Annotated in this window: 16 protein-coding genes; 12 read left to right on the forward strand and 4 right to left on the reverse strand. The window is 64.5% G+C overall.

What is annotated here, in order from left to right:
* Positions 1-35: 35 nt before the first annotated feature.
* The 8 genes from NLM15_RS05995 to NLM15_RS06030 all read left to right on the forward strand — a co-directional run bounded on the left by NLM15_RS05995 (position 36) and on the right by NLM15_RS06030 (position 9,846).
* Positions 36-872, forward strand: a complete 837-nt coding sequence (locus tag NLM15_RS05995) for an SDR family oxidoreductase (RefSeq protein WP_254116115.1) — start codon at positions 36-38, stop codon at positions 870-872.
* Positions 873-1,370: 498 nt separating this feature from the next.
* Positions 1,371-1,937: a hypothetical protein gene (locus NLM15_RS06000; protein WP_254116116.1), complete on the forward strand. Its 567-nt coding sequence runs from the start codon at positions 1,371-1,373 to the stop codon at positions 1,935-1,937.
* Positions 1,938-2,167: 230 nt separating this feature from the next.
* Positions 2,168-2,989, forward strand: coding sequence for an NAD-dependent protein deacetylase (locus tag NLM15_RS06005; protein WP_254116117.1), 822 nt, complete (start codon positions 2,168-2,170; stop codon positions 2,987-2,989).
* A gap of 139 nt (positions 2,990-3,128) precedes the next feature.
* Positions 3,129-5,213, forward strand: coding sequence for a hydantoinase/oxoprolinase family protein (locus tag NLM15_RS06010; protein WP_254116118.1), 2,085 nt, complete (start codon positions 3,129-3,131; stop codon positions 5,211-5,213).
* A 2-nt stretch (positions 5,214-5,215) separates the two neighbouring features.
* Positions 5,216-6,874 carry a hydantoinase B/oxoprolinase family protein gene (locus tag NLM15_RS06015; protein WP_254116119.1) on the forward strand — a complete coding sequence of 553 codons (1,659 nt, stop codon included), beginning with the start codon at positions 5,216-5,218 and terminating at the stop codon, positions 6,872-6,874.
* Positions 6,875-6,907: 33 nt separating this feature from the next.
* Positions 6,908-7,906, forward strand: a complete 999-nt coding sequence (locus tag NLM15_RS06020; protein WP_254116120.1) for a TRAP transporter substrate-binding protein — start codon at positions 6,908-6,910, stop codon at positions 7,904-7,906.
* 10 nt (positions 7,907-7,916) lie between these two features.
* Entirely contained in the window at positions 7,917-8,510 is a 594-nt protein-coding gene (locus NLM15_RS06025) for a TRAP transporter small permease subunit (protein WP_254116121.1), read from the forward strand.
* A 31-nt stretch (positions 8,511-8,541) separates the two neighbouring features.
* The gene (locus tag NLM15_RS06030) at positions 8,542-9,846 is read left to right on the forward strand and encodes a TRAP transporter large permease (RefSeq protein WP_254116122.1); all 1,305 of its coding nucleotides are present in this window, start codon (positions 8,542-8,544) and stop codon (positions 9,844-9,846) included.
* A gap of 6 nt (positions 9,847-9,852) precedes the next feature.
* Here NLM15_RS06030 and NLM15_RS06035 read toward each other — a convergent pair whose 3' ends face one another.
* Together NLM15_RS06035 and NLM15_RS06040 are read right to left on the reverse strand one after the other, a co-directional pair.
* A complete protein-coding gene (locus tag NLM15_RS06035; protein WP_254116123.1) occupies positions 9,853-11,046 on the reverse strand; it encodes an alpha/beta fold hydrolase in 1,194 nt (397 codons plus the stop codon).
* A 2-nt stretch (positions 11,047-11,048) separates the two neighbouring features.
* On the reverse strand, positions 11,049-12,464 hold the full coding sequence (locus NLM15_RS06040) for a DUF4403 family protein (protein WP_254116124.1): 1,416 nt from the start codon (positions 12,462-12,464) through the stop codon (positions 11,049-11,051).
* Between the two features lie 592 nt (positions 12,465-13,056).
* Here NLM15_RS06040 and NLM15_RS06045 point away from each other — a divergent pair.
* The 3 genes from NLM15_RS06045 (at position 13,057) to NLM15_RS06055 (ending at position 16,011) form a co-directional block, all read left to right on the forward strand.
* Entirely contained in the window at positions 13,057-14,775 is a 1,719-nt protein-coding gene (locus NLM15_RS06045) for a PQQ-binding-like beta-propeller repeat protein (protein WP_254116125.1), read from the forward strand.
* A gap of 89 nt (positions 14,776-14,864) precedes the next feature.
* Entirely contained in the window at positions 14,865-15,206 is a 342-nt protein-coding gene (locus NLM15_RS06050) for a cytochrome c (RefSeq protein WP_254116126.1), read from the forward strand.
* Positions 15,207-15,243: 37 nt separating this feature from the next.
* Entirely contained in the window at positions 15,244-16,011 is a 768-nt protein-coding gene (locus NLM15_RS06055) for an ABC transporter substrate-binding protein (protein WP_254116127.1), read from the forward strand.
* Between the two features lie 74 nt (positions 16,012-16,085).
* On the opposite strand, the gene NLM15_RS06060 is transcribed toward NLM15_RS06055, so the two are convergent.
* Positions 16,086-16,730 (reverse strand): glutathione binding-like protein, encoded by a 645-nt coding sequence (locus tag NLM15_RS06060; protein ID WP_254116128.1) that lies wholly within the window; start codon positions 16,728-16,730, stop codon positions 16,086-16,088.
* A 130-nt stretch (positions 16,731-16,860) separates the two neighbouring features.
* Here NLM15_RS06060 and NLM15_RS06065 point away from each other — a divergent pair, with 130 nt between their 5' ends.
* Positions 16,861-17,511: a TetR/AcrR family transcriptional regulator gene (locus NLM15_RS06065; RefSeq protein WP_254116129.1), complete on the forward strand. Its 651-nt coding sequence runs from the start codon at positions 16,861-16,863 to the stop codon at positions 17,509-17,511.
* Positions 17,512-17,685: 174 nt separating this feature from the next.
* On the opposite strand, the gene NLM15_RS06070 is transcribed toward NLM15_RS06065, so the two are convergent.
* Positions 17,686-19,653: a methyl-accepting chemotaxis protein gene (locus tag NLM15_RS06070; protein ID WP_254116130.1), complete on the reverse strand. Its 1,968-nt coding sequence runs from the start codon at positions 19,651-19,653 to the stop codon at positions 17,686-17,688.
* Positions 19,654-19,803: the final 150 nt, after the last annotated feature.

Raw genomic sequence — 19,803 nt, forward strand, 5'->3', positions numbered from 1 at the left:
GTTCCGTCGATGATCAGGCATCCCGGAGAGAACTCATGCCACAAACCGATCGCTCGACCTCGTTTCACTCGCGTCTCGTCGGCCAGTACGCGCTGGTGACAGGCGCCTCGCAAGGCATCGGCCGTGCCGTCGCCATCCGGCTCGCCCAGGAGGGCGCGACCGTCGCCATCAACTACGTCGATCACCCCGAGAGGGCCGAAGAGTCGCTTGCGCTGGCACGAACGGCATCGAGCGATCGCGGCCACGGCAAGCTCGATCATGTCGTCGTCAAGGCCGACGTCAGCAACGAGGAGGAGGTCGGCGCGATGTTCGAGACGATCCTGGCGCGCTGGAAGCGCCTCGATTGTCTCGTCAACAACGCCGGCTTCCAGCGGGAATCGCCCAGCGAGGCGCTCGACATCGAAACCTATCGCCGCATCATCGACGTCAATCTGAACGGCGCCGTGCTCTGCGCGCAGAAGGCGCTCGCTCATTTCGTCGCACGCGGCGGAGGCGGCAGCATCATCAATTGCTCCAGCGTCCACCAGATCGTCCCGAAGCCCGGGTATCTCGCTTATTCGATCAGCAAGGGGGGCATGGCCAATCTGACGCGCACGCTGGCACTGGAATTCGCCGGCCGCGGCATTCGCGTCAATGCGGTCGGGCCGGGCGCAATCGACACGCCGATCAACGCGGCCTGGACCGGCGATCCCGCAAAACGCGGCGTCGTCACCAGCCACATTCCGCTCGGCCGCGTCGGCACGCCGGAAGAGATTGCCGCCGTGTTCGCCTTCCTCGCCTCTGACGATGCGAGCTACATCACCGGCCAGACCCTCTATGCCTGCGGAGGCCTGACGCTGTTTCCCGAATTCCGCGAGAATTGGGCAAGCTAGGGCGCGTACCGATGAACCCGCGCTGTAATCAGGGCGCGTATAAGGTCCGCTGCGCCTCTCATAGCGGTCCGCGCGAAAAAGGGTGGCGACTTCATCTTGTACAACCGCCAAGTTGCACCAAATCCGCTGCCCCGGCTGAATCGGTCAGAGCAGTTGTCGATACACGCCGCGCTTTCTGGACATGACCGGCTGACCTCCTCCAGACTTCGTGCTACCGTACCACTCGCTCCGATCGTGCGGTTATACCTTCTTGAAGTGTATAGACCGTTCGTTAGCTCAGCCCGAGTGCGGTTCTGCCAGAGAAGGTCATGAACCGGCGATCGAAGCCGTAATCTCTCACATACTTCGTCGGTTGAGACGAAGCGTCGTTAGAGCATGATCGCGTTGTCGCTGAGCGCCGACGCAAAACTCCATATTCGCTCTTACGCGTGTGCAAGCAGATCGTCTCCAACTCCGCGGCAGAGCCCTGAGGCCGCCGCTCGAATCAAGGAGGAACCAATGGAGTCCATTAACCTGGATACAGTCGTTACACCCACCGCAGCGATGAGGTTTGCCAAAACAGCGGCGTTGGTCGCGGGGCTCGTGGTCTTTGCCCCCGCGGCGATTCAGGGTGAACCGATTGAAAAGAAGGGTACCACGCCCTATGTCACGCACTTCATTTTTCGACCCTTGATGAGCATTGACACAGCCGAACTCGGCAAAGCCACCACGCTGGAGGCGGTCGGGACCACCCAAAATATGAAGGGAGAGAAGATGCTGGACAAGATGTCCGCACGTTGCGTAGCGCTGAATGTTTCGTCAGGTGACAAGAAATACATCGACGGCGCCTGCGTGTTGGCCGACAGCGACGGCGACAAGATTTTCTCGACTTTCGATACTCGCGACCTCGATAAGTCGCAGCCGAAGATGGATTGTGGCACCCATATTATCACCGGCGGTACCGGAAAGTATAAGGGGATCACCGGGAGCGAGCCATTTGCTTGCATAGCCATGCCTGCGCTGGCCGGGTCCGGCGATTATTTTGCAATGGACATCCCGCACAACACATCGTGGGAAATCAAATGATACGAAGCTTGATGTTCCCCTAGAAACCCGGACACAGACCCCGGGAATCAATCACTGAACGAGAGCCCAGCCCACCAGCGGGGCTCTTTTTTGGATTCACGCGCGCGGTCGCCACGCCGTACCGCGCCGGCTTCATCCACGCGATACCGTGCCCGACAATGTGATGCTCTTGCGTCGGAGCGCCCGCAGCACATCTGGCAAAAGCGGGCAGCGCAGACTACATCTGCGCCATGACAAATGCGCCGCTGGCAAACCCTCCGCTCCAGGATTTCATTGGCCGGCACGAAAATCTGTTCGTGCTGACCGGTGCCGGCTGCAGCACCAATTCGGGCATTCCCGACTACCGCGACGGCCACGGCAACTGGAAGCGGACCCAGCCGGTCAATTTCCAGGCCTTCATGTCGGAAGAGCACACGCGCCAGCGCTATTGGGCGCGCAGCCTGATCGGCTGGCGGCGCTTCGGCCAGGCCAGGCCGAACGATGCGCACCATGCGCTGGCCCGGCTGGAGGCGAACGGGCGCTGCGGGATGCTGCTGACCCAGAACGTCGACCGGCTGCATCAATCCGCCGGGCACCGGCAGGTGATCGATTTGCACGGCCGGCTCGATCTGGTCCGCTGCATGGGCTGCGGCCGCAAGACCCCGCGCAACGAATTCCAGGACGCGCTTGGCCGTGCCAATGCGGAATGGCTGACGCTCGACGCTGCGGACGCGCCGGACGGCGACGCCGACCTCGAGCACGCGGATTTCTCGTCGTTCAAGGTGCCAGCCTGCGAAGCCTGCGGCGGCATCCTCAAGCCTGACGTCGTGTTCTTCGGCGAGAACGTGCCCCGCGACGTCGTCGCCACCGCGCACGATCATCTGGCGCAGGCCGATGCCATGCTGATCGTCGGCTCCTCGCTGATGGTCTATTCCGGTTTCCGCTTCGTGCGGGCCGCGGCGCAACGACAGATCCCGATCGCCGCGGTCAATCTCGGCCGCACCCGCGCCGACGATCTCCTGACGCTCAAGGTCGAAGAGCGCTGCGAAGCGGCACTTGCATTCCTGCTCTGATCGGCTGAGGCGCGAACACGTCTTGCCTATTGCATAGGTGCCAAGCAGAATGGCCGGGCGCAGCGCTTTCGCGTGCTGGATGGCACGGAAATTGCTGCGTTTTCGCCCAGGGTTCTGACGATCAGCCGGAGAATTTGGAATGCTTGAGGGAGCCGAAGTGCGGCTTGCCGTTGATATTGGTGGCACGTTCACCGACATCGTGCTGGACGTGGGCGAGGTACGCAAAACCCGCAAGGTGCTGACGACGCCGCAGCGGCCAGAGCAGGCGGTGCTGGATGGAATGCGTCTCATTCTCACGGACGCACGTGCACATATCAGCGACATCGACGTCTTCATTCACGGCACGACGCTGGCGACCAACGCGATCATCGAGCGCCGCGGCGCCAGGACAGCGCTGATCGCGACCGACGGCTTTCGCGACGTGCTCGATATCGGCACCGAGAGCCGCTATGACCAGTACGATCTCAGCATCGACAAGCCGAAGCCGCTGACACCGCGCAGCCTGCGCTTTACCGTGCCCGAGCGCATCGATGCGCACGGCGCCGTCCGCCTCCCGCTGGACGAAGCTGCTGTCCGTGCACTCGCGCCAAAATTGCGTGAGCTGAAGGTCGAGAGCGTGGCGATCGCCTTCCTGCACTCTTACGCCAATCCCGAGCATGAGCGCCGCGCCGCCGCGATCCTCGGTGAGGAAATGCCCGGCATCTCCGTGACGGTGTCGTCCGCGGTATGTCCGGAGATCCGCGAATATGAGCGCACGTCCACCGCGGTCGCCAACGCCTATGTGCAACCCCTGATCGACGGCTACCTCGCCCGCATGGCGGATGCCCTGCAGGTCGAGCAGTTCCGCGGCGCCATCTATCTCGTCACCTCCGGCGGCGGCGTCACCTCGATCGAGACGGCGCGGCGCTTTCCGGTGCGGCTCGTCGAGTCCGGTCCGGCCGGCGGCGCGATCTTCTCGGCGCAGATCGCAGCGCGGCTCGGCGAGAGCAAAGTGCTGTCCTTCGACATGGGCGGCACCACCGCAAAGATCTGCCTGATCGAGAAATACCAGCCCGAGACCTCGCGCGTGTTCGAGGTCGATCGTGCCGCGCGCTTCCTCAAGGGCTCCGGCCTGCCGGTGCGCATTCCCGTGATCGAGATGGTCGAGATCGGTGCCGGTGGCGGCTCGATCGCACATGTCGATGCGATGAAGCGCGTCACCGTCGGCCCCGAGAGTGCCTCGTCGGAGCCGGGACCTGCCTGCTATGGCCGCGGTGGTCAGCGCCCGGCCGTGACGGACGCGGACGTCGCCCTCGGCATGATCGATCCCGACGCCTTTGCCGGCGGCACGATCAAGCTCAGCCCGGAGCTTTCGAAGGAGGCGCTGTTGCGCGCCGTCGGCGAGCCGCTGGGGCTGTCGGCGGAAACCGCGGCCTATGCCGTCCACGAGGTCGTCTGCGAGAACATGGCGAGTGCGGCACGCGTGCACGCGGTCGAGCGCGGTGAAATCGTCGGCCAGCACACGCTGATCGCCTTCGGCGGCGCCGCGCCGCTGCATGCGGCGCGCGTCGCCGAGAAGATCGGCGTCTCCCGGGTGATCGTGCCGTCGAATGCCGGCGTCGGCTCGGCGGTCGGATTCCTCGCTGCTCCCATTGCCTATGAGCTGGTGCGCAGCCGTCACGTCCGGCTCGACGATTTCGACACCGAAGCGGTCTCCGACCTCTTGCAGGAAATGGTGACTGAAGCCCGCGCGCTGGTCGAGCCGGGCGCGGCCGGTGCGCCGGTGCGCGAGCGCCGCGCCGCCTTCATGCGCTATGTCGGACAGGGCCACGAGATCACGGTCGAATTGCCGAACCGGCGGCTGACGTCGGCCGATCTCGCCGGCCTGCGCCAGAAGTTCGAGGCCGACTATTCGGCGATGTTCGAGCGGCCGATCCCGGGCGCCGCGATCGAGGTGTTGAGCTGGTCGGTGCTTGCGACCACCGAGGCGCGCAATCCGTCCACGGTCGCGGCCGTGACGCGCAAGCCTGCCGGCAAGGCCGTCGGCAGCAGAAAGTTCTTCGACGGCCGGGCGGGCGAGGTGATCGAGATCCCGCTTTATCGCCGCGAGGACATGGCGCCCGGCGCGACCATTGCCGGTCCCGCCGTGATCGCCGAGGACGAAACCTCCACCTTTATCTCCACCAGTTTTGACGCCCATATCGACGGTGCCGGCAGCATCGTCATGGAACGGAAGGCGGCCTGATCATGAGCAAGGCAAATGGCGCGAGCCTGATCGACCTTCAGATCATGTGGCACCGGCTGATCGCCGTGGTCGAGGAGCAGGCGCAGGTGCTGCTCCGCACCGCCTTCAGTCCGATCGTGCGCGAATGCGGCGACCTCTCCGCCGGCGTGTTCGACCTCAAGGGCCGGATGCTGGCGCAGGCTGTGACCGGCACGCCCGGTCACGTCAACTCGATGGCGGAATCGGTCAAGCACTTCATCGCGCATTTCCCGATCGAGACGATGAAGGAGGGCGACGCCTACATCACCAACGATCCCTGGATGGGCACCGGCCATCTCAACGACTTCGTCGTCACCACACCCTGCTTCAAGGACGGCAAGCCGGTCGCGCTGTTCTCCTGCACCAGCCATCTCATGGACATCGGCGGCATCGGCTTCGGCCCTGATGCCACCGACGTGTTCATGGAGGGGCTTTACATTCCGATGCTGAAGCTGATCGACCAGGGCGTCGTCAACGAGACGCTGATGGCGATGATCCGCACCAACACGCGGCTGCCGATCGACACCGAGGGCGACACCTATTCGCTCGCCGGCTGCAACGACGTCGGCTGCGAGCGCCTGGTCGAGATGATGACCGAGTTCGGCATCGATACGCTCGACGAGATCGGCGACTACATCTGCGACCGCTCGCGCGAGGCGGTGCTGGCCGAGATCGCCAAATTGCCGAAGGGCAGCTGGCGCAACACCATGGTTGTCGACGGCTATGACGCGCCGGTCACGCTGGCGGCGACACTGACGATCTCGGACGAAGGCATCCACGTCGATTTCGACGGCACCTCGGCTGCCTCCAAATTCGGCATCAATGTGCCCCTGTCCTACACCACGGCCTACACCGTGTTCGGCCTCGGCTGCGTCGTTGCCTCGCAGATCCCGAACAATGCCGGTTCGCTCTCGCCGTTGACGGTGTCGGCGCCGGCGGGCGCGATCCTGAATGCGCCGAAACCCGCGCCGGTCGCCTCGCGCCACATCATCGGCCAGATGCTGCCGGACGTCGTGTTCGGCTGCCTGCGCCAGATCATTCCCGAGCGCGTCCCGGCGGAAGGCACGTCCTGCCTGTGGAATCTCAACGTGCGCGGACAGACCCGAAGCGGCGTCGGCGGCAATTACGGGTTCTCGATGGCGGTGACCTCGAATGGCGGTACTGGCGCGCGTTTCGGCAAGGACGGGCTGTCGGCGACCGCCTATCCCAGCGGCGTGCGCGGCACGCCGGTCGAGATCGCGGAAACGCAGACGCCGCTGATCTTCTGGCGCAAGGAACTGCGTCCGGATTCCGGCGGGGCAGGGCGCACCCGCGGCGGTCTCGGCCAGATCATCGAGGTCGGCAGCGGCGTCGATGCGCCGTTCGATATCCTGGCCGCGTTCGATCGCATCGATCATCCGCCGCGCGGACGCGATGGCGGCCAGAATGGCGAGGCAGGCTATGTCGGGTTGAAGTCCGGCAAGAAGCTGCGCGGCAAGGGTTTTCAGCAGGTGCCGCCGGATGACCGTCTCGTGGTGCTGACACCAGGCGGCGCCGGCATCGGTGCTCCGACCGAACGCGATCGCGCGGCGGTCAAGGACGACATCGACAGCGGCTTCGTGTCTTCAGAGAACGCAGTTGAGGTTTATGGGTACGCGCGCTGATGCGTCGGTGCGTTTGGTAAACGGAGGGGCTCAATGATCACGCGACGAAATTTCACCGCGGGCGCCGCGACGCTGCTCGCCGCCGGACACGTCTCGACCCGCGCGCGGGCCGCGACGGTGAGCTGGGACATGTCGACGGTCTGGCCGGACGGCAATTTCCACACCCAGAACGCGATGGCCTTCGCCGAAGAGCTGAAGAAGCAGAGCAACGGCTCGGTCGCCATCACGGTGAAGGCCGGCGGCCAGCTCGGCTTCAAGGGCCCCGAGCATCTGCGCGCCGTGCGTGACGGCCTGGTGCCGCTCGCCGATGTCCTCAACATCCAGCAGGTCGGCGACGAGCCGTTCATGGGTGTCGAGAGCATCCCCTTCCTCTGTGGCTCGATGGACGAATTGAAGGTGCTGCACAAATACGTGCGGCCCGAATACGAGAAGGTCGCCGCGCGCAACAACCAGAAGATCCTCTACATCGTGCCGTGGCCGACGCAGTATCTGCACCTCAAGGTCAAGGTCGCCGACGTCGAGGGCCTGAAGAACATCAAGATCCGCGTGCCCGACAAGAACGCGGTCGACATGCTGGCCGTGGTCGGCATGGCGCCGGTGATGATTCCCTGGGGCGAAACGATCCCCGCGCTTGCGTCCGGTGCGGTGTCCGGCGTTTCGACCTCGGCGGTATCAGGTGTCGACGGCAAGTTCTGGGAATTCCTCAAATACGTCTACCCGACCAACCACGTCTGGTCGTCGCAGATGCTCACCGTCAATCTTGACTCCTGGAAGGCGCTCTCTGCCGATCAGCAGCAGCTCGTCACGAGCGTCGCCGCGAAGATGGAGCCGGGGTTCTGGGCGAACTCGCTCAAGGCCGATGTCGACAGCCTCACCCGCCTGAAAGAGGGCGGCATGGAGGTGGTGCCGGTCTCGGACGCCATGATCAAGGACATTCGCGCCAAGACCGCGCCGCAGCTCGACGCCTTCCTCAAGCGCGTTCCGGCGGCCGACAAGCCGGTGCGGGCCTATCTCGCCGAAATGAAGCGCTGAGGTCCGGCTCATGACCAGCGTTTCGCCCGCGGCTCCGCAAAGTCTCAACGCGGCGGCGCCGGCGCCGCTGCGCATCCTGCTCGACGGCATCGACCGTCTCGGCCGGCTCGACGGCTGGATCGGCGGCGGCTGCCTGTTGATGCTGACGCTGCTGATGCTGTGCGAGGTCGCAACCCGCTTCCTCTCGAACTTCCTGCCGTTCTTCCCGCCGACGATCTCGATCGCGTGGGAATACTCCTCTTATTTGATGGCGGCGTCCTTCACCTTCGGCGCCGCCATGACCTTGCGCGTCGGCGGCCATATCCGCGTCGTGCTGCTGCTCAAGAACGTGCCGCCACCGGTGCAGCGCGCGATCGAGATTCTCTCGGCCGCTGCCGGCTTTGCCTTCATGGCCTTCCTGACCTCGTCCATGGCGAAGTTCGCCTACAGCGCCTATGTGCGCGGCCAGGTCTCGACCTCCAGCGATACGCCGCTGTGGTTTCCGGAAGCGGTGGTCACCTTCGGCATGCTGCTGCTGACGCTCCAGTTCCTGGCGCGCGCGATCCAGGCCGTGCTCGGCTTGCCGCTGGAGGATCACCGTATGAAGGCCTCCCCCGTCGAATGACAGCTTTGCTCGCTTCCGGATTCAAGATCGCATGACCATCGAAGTCGTCGCCCTTTTTGGGATTCTCTTCGCGCTGCTGGCGGGCGGCGTCTGGATCGGTCTCACACTCGCGCTCACCGCGACGCTGTTGCTCGGGATGTTCCGCTCGATCCCGCTCGACAAGCTGCTACCCCAATACGCCTGGAATATCCTGACCACGCAGGAGTTGCTGGCGCTGCCGCTGTTCATTCTGATGGGCGAGCTGTTGTTCCGCACGCGCCTGTCACGCTCGCTATTCCAGGGGCTGGCGCCCTGGGCGGGACTTCTGCCCGGCCGCCTGCTGCATGTGAACGTGATCGGGTGCACGATCTTCGCGGCGATCTCGGGCTCGTCGGCTGCGACCACGCAGGTGATCGGCCGCATGTCGCTCAACGAATTGCTGCGCCGCGGCTATTCCCGCGACATCGCCATCGGCTCGCTTGCCGGCGCCGGCACGCTCGGCTTTTTGATCCCGCCGTCCAACATCATGATCATTTACGGCGTGCTCGGCGACGTCTCGATCCTGAAGCTGTTCACGGCGGGCGTGCTGCCCGGACTGCTGCTGGCCGCGACCTTCATGGGCTGGGTGATGCTGCACACGACGCTGAACCGCAGCATGGTGCCGGAGACGGAAGCGAAACTCTCGCAGGTGCCGTGGGGCGAGCGCTTCGCCGCGCTGAAGGACCTCGCGCCGGCGCTGTTCCTGATCGCCTGCGTGCTCGGCTCGATGTATGGCGGGCTTGCGACGCCGTCGGAGGCCGCCGCCGTCGGCGTGCTCGGCGCGGGGCTGGTCGCCTGGGCGCAGGGCTCGATGTCGCAGCAGGTGATGCGCGACGTGCTGATCGGCTCGGTCGTCACCTGCTCGATGATCGCGCTGATCGTGCTCGGCGCCTCGATCCTCGGCAATGCGGCAGCATTCCTCGGCATCCCGCAGGCGGTCGCCGCCTTCGTCAAGGGCCTCGGCCTGTCGCCCTTCATGCTGATCGTGGTGCTGATCATCTTCTACCTGATCCTCGGCTGCTTCCTCGATGGCTTCTCGATGATCGTGATGACGCTGCCGATCGTGCTGCCGATCGTGAAGGGCGCCGGCTTCGACGAGATCTGGTTCGGCATCTTCCTGGTGCTTGCCGTCGAGATGGCGCAGATCACCCCGCCGGTCGGGTTCAACCTGTTCGTGATCCAGGGCCTGACCGAAGACGGCCTCGGCTACATCGCGCGTGTCACCATGCCCTATCTCATCATCATGGTCGGCTTCGTGCTGCTGCTGACGCTTTGGCCCGGCATCGTCACGATCCTGCCGCGGGTGCTGTACGGGTAGTTCGGGCTACCCGCCGCAATCATTCGGTGCCGCCTTGCCGGCGAAGCGGTCGGTCATCCAGTTGACCGCGGCCATGGTGCTCGCCTGGGCCGCGCGGCCGTGCCCGATATTGGGAAGGGTGACCATCCTCACGCGGCTGCCCGCCTTGCACAGCCGGCCCATATAGGCGCGCGTCACCGCGGGCCGGATGATCTGGTCGACAGTCCCTTGAGCGAGGAACACGGGCACGCCGGCGGGCAATGTGCCAGCGCTGTTCTTTTCCAGCAGCGAGCGCCAGGGCTCGCGCTTGGTCGGATCCGGCACGGTCAGAAAATATTGCTGGAGCGGCCGCTCGGTCCGCTGTCTGACGAAGATGTCGAAGGGACCTTCGATGCATTCGCGCGCCAGCCGGTCGATCACCGGCAGCGCGCGCGGATCGAGGACGCCGTCGAGTGCGACACCATAGACGCGGTGCCATGACCACAGCGTCATCGCCGTGATGTTCTTGCCGCCGACCGAATTGATGTCGTCGCTCATCAGCGTGGCGAGATCCGTCGCGGGCGCCGCGGCCGCGACGCCGAGCAGATGGAGATCCGGCGCGTAGCTCGGCGCCAGCTGCCCTGCGAACAGCACGGCCTGTCCGCCCTGCGAGTGTCCCCACAAGGCAAAATCCCTAGCACCGCCGGCACCCGGCAGATCGCGCGCGACGCGCACGATATCCAGCACGGCGCGGCCCTCGCTCTCGCCGACGAGATAGGGATGCGGACCCGGCGTGCCGAGCCCGGGATAGTCGGTCGCCGCGACGATGTACCCACGCGCCACCATCGAGCGCAGTCCCTGGATCTGCTGGAACAGGAATATCGCGAGCGACGGCGCGCAGCGTGGCACGATGCCTGACGTTGGATGCGCCCAGGCCACAATCGGGCGGCCGCCGGGCGGCGGTGGGCCTTGTGGCACGATGACGACGCCGGAGACCAGAATGGAATCGCCCTTCAGTCCGGTCGAGCGGTAGAGCACGCGGTAGCTCGAGGCGCCGAGTGGCGCGCCATCCATTGGCTCCTGTCGCACGAGGCTGCCGGGAGGACCGTCCGCGAGCGATGCCGGCGCGTCGTAGAATGGTGACTGCGCGTGCGCCGCTGTCATCCCGACAGCGAAGGTGACGAGCGCGGTCATCGTCGCGCGGCGGAAGATGCGCCGCATCTGTAGTCCGATCCTGCGCATGATCACATTCCGTACAGGATTTTCAGATCGCCGCTGGCGCGCAGCGCGAGCGTCATGCCGTCGGTCAGCAACTGTGCCTTTTCGAACTGAACCGAAGACAGCTTTCCTTCCATGCGAAAACCGTCCTTGAGCGGGCGCGTCAGTCGCTGGTTCGCCGCCATCAGCAGGTTCTGGTAGGAGACGCCGTAGTCGATGTTCACGGCCTGCTTCAGTTGCGCGATGATCGACTGCAGGGCCGGATTCGTTTCGCCGCCGTCCGGTGTGGCGACATCGAGATCGCCAAGCCCGATGCTCTTGTTGCCGTCGTCGACCTTCAGCGCGGCGGCGAGATAGGTCCATTGCCCCGCATTGGGATCGCTGTCGGACGCCCTCGTGATGCGCAAGCCGATCACCAGTTTGCCCGAGGACGGATAGACCTGCACCTCGCGCAGCGTCGTGTCCTGAGCTGGCAGTGCGGCGATCGCCTGGCTGATCTTGTCCTTGATCGCGTCATAACCGATACGGACAGGGAGGATGATGTCGAACGTTCCCGGCGCGGTCACGTCGGTGCCAAGCGCTGCCAGCGGCGTCGGCGTGACGCTCGCACCCTGCTGCCCGATCGACGTCACGGCGCTTCCGGAGAGTTCGAGCGTACCCGATAGGACCTTGTCGTTGGCGCGCACGCCGGCGAACGCCGCGCCCTGCGGCGTGATCTGCAGCCACACCGGCGGTTCGTCGGCGAGCTTCACTGGCTCGAACGCGCGCGCCCAGGCGGCGCTCGCCTTGTCGCGCAGATTGAGCTTCTTCGCCGCAGCCAACGCGCGCGATCGCACGCGTGCCAGCTGCCCGCGGATGCGCGGCTCGACATAGGGCGCAAGAGCGATCTCGCGGCCGAGCACGTGCAGATAGGGTGCCTCGCTCCAGTGGAAGGAGTCGCTGAAGTTCAGGTCGAGCGACCAGTCCTTGCGCAGCGACGGGCGTGCCTCGGCCTCGATGGTCGCCCGTGCCTCGGTCTCACCGCGGATGCGCGCGGTGAAGCGGTTAGCGCCCTGGCCTTCGGCCGCGCCGTAGATCGAGACCGCACCATAAACGCGGTCGCCGCGGCCGTGGAGCGAGACACCACTGGTGCGATTGACAAAACCATAGAGGTCGCAATTGGCATTGACGCGGAACATCAGCACGCGGCGGTGAACGCAGTTGACGCGCTCGTCGATGGTGGCAAGCCGTTGCGGGATATCCTGCTCGATCGCCTTGGCGATCGCCGGCAGACCGAACTCGATGGTTGCGGACACCCGCGAGGTCGTGGTGAGCGGCGCCGGAGGATCGGGAGCGAGCGGCGGCTTGTCGGCGGCGAGCGCGGCTTTCGCGAGCGCGGTGAAGGCGAGCGCAACAAGGCCGGCGCGTTTTGTCGAACGAACAATTCGCAAAGAAACGGGCATTCTTCTTATTCCAACTTGGCCCTGCTTCGCGCTCAGGCCGCCGGCAGCGGTGCCGATCGGTCTTCAGAGCAAAATCGCGGAAGGGAGAGCGGTCAGTTGATCAATTAATGCTTGTATTCGATGGTCGTGTGTCGCGTCGCTTGTATGGCGCGGTATCGCGCTTTGAGCAAGGCTATATCGGTCCGGTATCATGGTGGTTCTTGCATTGCTCAAAAGACGCCGCCCCGGTCCAAACGATCAAGCGACGAAGTTTCTCCGCGGACGTTGCGGCGCGCGAGTCTGAGCTGCCGGTCAAGACGAACGGTCAGTACAACTGACATTTCAAATTCACGCTGCGCGTCAAATTCGCGCCGCGTGCGCATTCCATCTTTGCGCTGTCCGTCATCCGGCGTACTCTGTGAGAGCGAGCAGGAGTGCAACAGCAACCAGTCCTGGGAATGTAGCTTCTTTTGGCGATGTCCGCCGAGAGAGAGCGAGAGCTGTTGGCAGCTCATATGCAATGGAGAAGAACCGACACATAGCGAGCTGCAAGCATCCTTCGCGCGGCGTCTGTGAGACGCAAGTTCAACAAACATAAAAGCGGGAGGAACGGATGAAGAAGCGTTGGTGTAATTCTGGTCTACCTCTTGTTGCTGGAGCGACGCTGATCGTGTCGTCGGCGTTGGCCCAAACAGTGAATACTGCCCGGATCGAGGCCGCCGGTCAGAACGACTGGCTCACCTATCACGGTTCGTACAAATCCCATCACTATAGCCCGCTCGCGCAGATCAACGCGAACAACGTAGGCAATCTGGGCGTAGCATGGATCCATATTCCCGGACGATCGACGCGCGGCCTGCAGTCAATGCCGCTGGTGGCCGACGGCGTGCTCTACTACTCGGGGTCTTATAGCCGGGTCTTTGCGCTGAACGGCGCAACGGGCGAGGTCCTCTGGTCGTTCTTTCCGGAGCTCGATGAGGCGCTCATCAGCCGACAGACCCACTCTCCCTACAACCGCGGCGTAGCCCTTGGTGAGGGCAAGGTCTTCGTCGGCACGATGGATGGCCGTCTCTTCGGGCTGGATGCGAAGTCGGGGAAGGTGCTCTGGGAAACCAGGCTGATCGACTCGCAGAAGCTCACGGTCGGCTTCACCGGCGCGCCGCTCTACGCGAAAGGTAGCGTGATCATCGGCTCGCAAGGCGGTGAATGGCCGGGCCGTGGCCCGATCTTCGCCGTCGATGCCGCGACCGGGAAGAAGAAGTGGGAGTTCCTGACGGTCGCGGGCACCGACGAAGCCATGAAGACCTGGGGCAACGATTCCTGGCGCACCGGCGGTGGTGGCGGCTGGATGCCGGGCACTTACGATTCCGAGACCAACAGTGTCCTGTGGGGCACCGCGAACCCGGCGCCGCTCTACGATTGGTCGGGCGCCGACTACAAGACGCAAGGTGCGCGTCCCGGCGACAATCTCTATACGAGTTCGGTTATCGCTCTCGATATCGATACCGGAAAGCTGAAATCCTACCATCAGGAACTGCCGCACGACGCCTGGGACTTCGACAGTGCCGTCGGCGAGTTCGTGATGCTCGAGCGCGACGGCCAGAAATACGTTGTTCATCCGAACAAGGGCGGCTTCGTCTTCGTCTATGACCGTAACCTTGGCGTGAAGAACGTCTGGCGGCTGGTTGAGAACATCAACTTCGTCAAGGATATCGATCCCAAGACAGGCGCGCTGATCGGTCGTCGCGATTTCTCCGCGGGGAAGGTCACCGAACCGCCGCTGTGTCCGTTCATTGGTGGTGGCATTAGCTGGAATGCCGGCTCGTACAATCCGAAGACCGGCCTGTACTACAAGATCGGCCAGGAATGGTGCATGACGCTGGATGTCCAGAAGACGACGCCGGTCACCACGCCCCAGGTCCAGCTCAACATCGGCGCCGACTTCAAGATGGCGCCTCCTCCGGGCGGCGAGATCTACGGGCATCTCGACGCGCGCGATCCGATCACGGGAGCGAAGAAATGGGAGGTTCGCTATCCCGAGCCGCCGCTTGGGAGCGTGCTGTCGACCGGCGGTAATCTCGTGTTCGTGCCCGACTCGCGCGGCATCATTCACGCTTACGATGCCGAAACCGGGACCGAGCTGTGGAATCACAACAACGGCACCGGCCACCAGGGCGGCATCGTCAGTTACTCCGTCGGCGGCAAGCAATATATCGCCGTAGTAGCCGGCTTCGGGGGCATGCTGGCGGACGAATACGCGCCAAACTTCGGCGGCACATACAAAAGCATGCCGCGTGACGACGGCGCCCTCGTCGTCTTCAGCTTGAAATAGCCTGCCTCAAACGATCTGCCGGGGAGTGGGTGCAAGCCCACTCCTCGATCGATTACGGCGGCCGCGCGTGATTCAGGAATGGAGCGGACGTGTTGAAACTGTATTTGCGATCGCTTCCGGCTGTGCTGGGCGCTTCGTTGCTCTGCGTCGTGGTGGCCCAGGCACAATCTGCCACGCCTGCGCCGGACAACGGGTCGCTGGACGTCGAGCAGTTGTTCGCGGGGACCTGTGGCTTCTGCCACTCCGACGGCGGCCGGGCCGCCGGCAGGGGACCGCAACTGATGAATTCGCCACGCGACGACGAGTTTCTGCACAACCGTATCAAGAGCGGCAAGCAAGGTGCGATGCCGGCATTCGGCGAGAGCTTCAATGACGCGCAGATCGACCAGATCGTCAAATATATCCGCGCCTTGAAACCGCGCGAGGGCTGACCCGCCGGGACCTGATACATCCAGACGAGGAGGCGGAATGAAGGCAATTGTCCTGGTGATCGTCGGTGCTGCCATTGGGCTGTCGGGACCAACGCAAGCGCGAACCCTGGACGCGATCCGCGCGAGTGGCGTGCTCGGACTATGCGCGCATCCCAACTCGCTTCCTTTTGCGAGCAAGGCCGGCGATCCGCCCGGCTTTCAGGTCGAGTTGGGACAGGTGCTGGCACGCGAGCTCGGTGTCTCGCTGCGGCTCGACTGGATCATCACGCAGTACCAAATGCGCAGCGCCGGTTGCGACATTCTTCTGGATGTCATCGCCGACCGCGAAGCGCAAGGCGAAACCCGCTTGAGGATCTCGAAACCGTATTATCGCACGGGCGTCGCGCTCGCGGTGCCGTCATCCAGCGCGCTCACATCGTTCAAGAGCCTCAGCGAGCACACCAAGGTGGGGGTGCAGGTCGGCTCTGTCGCCGCCATGATCATCGGTCAACGGCACGTGCCCACATCGACCTTCGGCTTCGAGACCGACAGCCTCGACGCCGTATCAAACCATGAGATCGATGCGGCTGCGGTCACGCCTACGGCGGCGAGCTATTTCAATCTGACGCATCCGGACAAGGCACTCCGGATCCTGGATCGCGACGAGGGCGTGGCCGACCTCAACTGGAATGTCGCCGTCGGCATGATTCGCCCGGATGATGCGTTGCGCGAGGCGATCGACGGAACGCTGGAGCGGCTGCGCAACGACGGCACGATCGAGCGGATATACGGTCGCTATGGGATCGTACTGCAAGCGCCGAGGTAGCCGAATTGCTCGATGAACCACGCCGTCCCGGCTTGGCCAGGACGACGCGGCTATGCGAAGATATCGCTTTGGCCTTAAGCCGCGGCTTTCTTCCGCGCCTGCTCGGCCTTGTACAGCTCGAACTCCTCCGCGATCGCCTTTGCGACCGACGGCCGCTGGCGCAGGCGCTCGTAATACGCCTTCACATTCGGCCATTTGGCGAGCTCGATCGGCGGCGTCGCCATGGTCCAGTTGATGACCGTGACGAGATAGGCATCCGCGACGCTGAAATGATCGAGCAGGAACTCGCGCCCCTTCAGATAATTGTCGAGATAGTCGAGCCGCGACAGATTCTTTTCCAGCACGTAGGCTTTTGCCTCCTGCGGCGCCTTGCGGTCGAGCACCGGGATGAACAAGCCCTTGTGCAGCTCGGTGCCGATGAAGCAGAGCCATTGATGCAGCCGCGTGCGATCGATGCCGGGCGGCGTGCCGATGCCGGACTGCGGAAACCGGTCGGCGACGTATTGCAGGATCGCCGCGTTCTCGGTCAGCACCACGCCCTCGTCGGTGCGCAGTGTCGGCACCAGACCGATCGGGTTGACGGTGCGGAAGTCGGTGCCGTCGTTCATCACTTTCTTGGTCGGCGGATCGACTTCGAGATAGTTCGCCTCCGCGCCGGCTTCATACAGCGCGACGCGGGTCGCCATCGAACAGGCGAGCGGCGAGAAATAAAGATCCATCTTGGGCCTCCTTGGGCAATTCCTCGGTGTGACTCTTCACGTGTGACTTTCGGAATGTCGCTCAACCTGGCCAGATTGATTTATGTACCATCTTGCATAATATATCGATGGTCAAGGATTAATTTGCGAAATGGTACAAAAAGCGAGGCCGCCAGCTGCTGCCAACGAACCCAAGCGCCGCGGTCGCCCGCGCGCCTACGAGCCCGACGTCGCGCTCGGCAAGGCGCTCGACCTGTTCCGCCGGCAGGGGTTTGCGGCGACGTCGCTGGACGATCTCAGCGAAGCGACCGGCATGAACCGGCCGAGCCTCTACGGCGCCTTCGGCGACAAGCGCGAGCTCTACATCAAGAGCTACCAGCGCTACCGCGAGGAAGCGCGTGCATCGATGGTCGAGATCTTTCGCCAGGAAATGCCGGTGCGCCAGCGGCTGGAGCGCATCTTCGCCGCCGCGCTGAACATCTATCTGTCCGGCGAGACCGGTCCGCGCGGCTGCTTCACGGTGGTGACCGCAGCGTCCGAAGCCGTGGGCGATCCCGAGATCCGCGCGATGGTGCTCGACGGGCTCACCGAGCTCGACAAGGCATTCACGAATTGCTTTCGCCGGGCCAAGGAGACGGGCGAGCTGCCGGAGAGCGCCGATCCGGCCGCGCTGGCGCAGGTCGCATCATCGACCGTGCACTCGATCGCCATCCGCTCGCGCGCCCGCGTGTCGCGCAAGGATCTCGAAGCGATCGTGAAGGGCGCAATCGACGTGATGGTGGGCTCTGGCGCCAAAGCCTGAGCTGTCGTCCCGGACAAGCGCAGCGAAGCGGAGCGCAGATCCGGGACCCATAACCACAGGCCTTCGTGGTTACGAAGACTCGGAGTTACCAGTCTCGCGTCGCACTGGTCCCCGTGGTTATGGGTCCCCGCGTTCGCGGGGACGACACTGAGAACGTCGCGCGATCCCGGCTAATTACGCCGCGCGGATCTGCGCGAGGAAACGATCGACCTCGTCCCGCAGCCGCTGCGACTGCTTCGACAGCTCGATCGCCGAGCCCAGCACTTCCTCCGCGGCCGTGCCCGTCGCGGCGATGCCGGCGGTGACGCCGGAGATGTTCTGCGAGACCTCGCCGGTGCGGGCCGCGGCCTGCTGGACGTTCTGCGCGATTTCCTGAGTTGCCGTGCCCTGCTGGCCGACGGCAGCCGCAATCGCGGCCGAGATCTCGTCGACCTGCTGGATCGTCGCGCAGATCGACTGGATGCCGTCCACCGCGCCGGTCGTCTCGCCCTGCACCGCCGTCACCTGCGCGCCGATTTCCTCGGTCGCCTTCGCGGTCTGGGTTGCCAGCGCCTTCACTTCGGAAGCGACCACCGCAAAACCACGCCCGGCTTCACCCGCGCGCGCTGCCTCGATCGTCGCGTTGAGCGCGAGCAGATTGGTCTGGCCGGCGATGCCGTTGATGAAGGAGACGACGTCGCCGATCTTCTGCGCGGCGTCGGCAAGGCTCTGCACCCGCGCATTCGACGCCCGTCCGTCGCTCGCCGCCTTGCCGACCACCTCGGTCGCATGCGCAAGCCGGCGACTGATCTCGGTCATCGACGAGGATAGTTCCTCTGCGGCGGCCGCGACCGTCTGCACGTTCTCCGAGGCCAGCGCCGAGGCCGAAGAGACCGCGCGGGTCTGGTTGCGCGACTGCTCGACGATGTCGGACATCGAGCGCGCGGTGTGCTCCATCTCGACGGCGGCCGCGGACACCGTGGTGACGACGTCGCGGATGCTGGCCTCGAAATTGTCGGCGAGCGCGGCGAAGGCACGGCGCTTCTCGGCTTCGGACTGCGCCTTGGCCTCGAGCTGCTCGGCCTGGAGCTTGCCAAAGCTCACGGCATTGTCGCGGAACACCGCGACCGCCTTCACCATGGCGCCGACCTCGTCATTGGCTTTACTGACGGGAACGGCGACGTCGAGATGTCCGTCCGCGAGGTCGCGCATCACGCCCGTGATGGACAGGATCGGGCGCGAGATGCTGCGGGCAATGAGATAGCCGACGATCGCGGCGAGCACGAGCCCAAGCGCGGCGATGCCGATTGCGAGCATCCAGGCTCTGTCGGCGGACGCCTCGTAATCGGCATTGTCCATCACCAGCTCGACAGCGCCGAGCGGCTTGCCGGAGAAGTCCTTGATCGGCCCGAGCAGTGCGGCGACCGGCGTGGTGTCGAGCCTGGCCTGGCGCACCGTGAAGCTGCCCTCGGCCGCACGGCTGTAATCGGCTGCCTCGAAGAAGCTCTTGCCCTTCAGCGTACCGCCGAACAGCTTGAAGCCCGAGCCGTCGGCGAGATGGAAGGCGACGTCGACATGGCGGTTGGTCTTGAAGTCGTCGAAGAACGGCTGGCCGAAGGTCAGGCCGAATTCGACGCTGCCGAGATGCTTGGTCCCTTGCGCGATCGGCACGACGCCGCGGATGCCGAGCCCGGCGACGCCGCCCTCGAGGCCGACCACGACCTTGCGGTCCTGGTTGGCGACGACCACGGTCTTGCGGAAGCCGGAGAGATCATCGCCGAATTTGGCGGGCTGATGCACCCGCAGGAACGACGTCGCCGGCGCCACATGGAATTGAAGCTGATCGACGCCGTAATCGGATTTGGTCGCAGCAAACACCGGCCCGAACAGGCGCACCAGCGCTTCGCGATCCTGCTTGGCCATCGCCTCCTGGGTCGCCGGCATCGCGGCCACCACCGCGCTCATCGCGGCGGCGCGGTACGATTCTTCGGCGATGCGCGACTGCAAGGCATCGTAATGGCTGCGCAGCTCCCTCTGGTCGGCCCGGTCGATGATCCCGGCGATGATCCACATCGCGCCCAGGACGGCAAACAGCGCGGTCGCCGCCGCCGTCACCGCCAGCGCAACCGTGATCCGCATCCTGAGGCCGAGGCTCGCCCGCATGTCCGACTCGTTGTTTGAGCGTTGGTTAAGAACGCCTATCAACTTCTCGCTAAGAGAGGGTGAACGGGACGGGGCGCGGGGTGGTTGTGGGGGCTATCGTTTCAAATGTGAGCGGGATTGCCTGCCAAAACAAAGCTGTCGTCCCCGCCT

This window comes from Bradyrhizobium sp. CCGB20, assembly GCF_024199855.1.
In the GTDB taxonomy this organism is placed as follows: domain Bacteria; phylum Pseudomonadota; class Alphaproteobacteria; order Rhizobiales; family Xanthobacteraceae; genus Bradyrhizobium.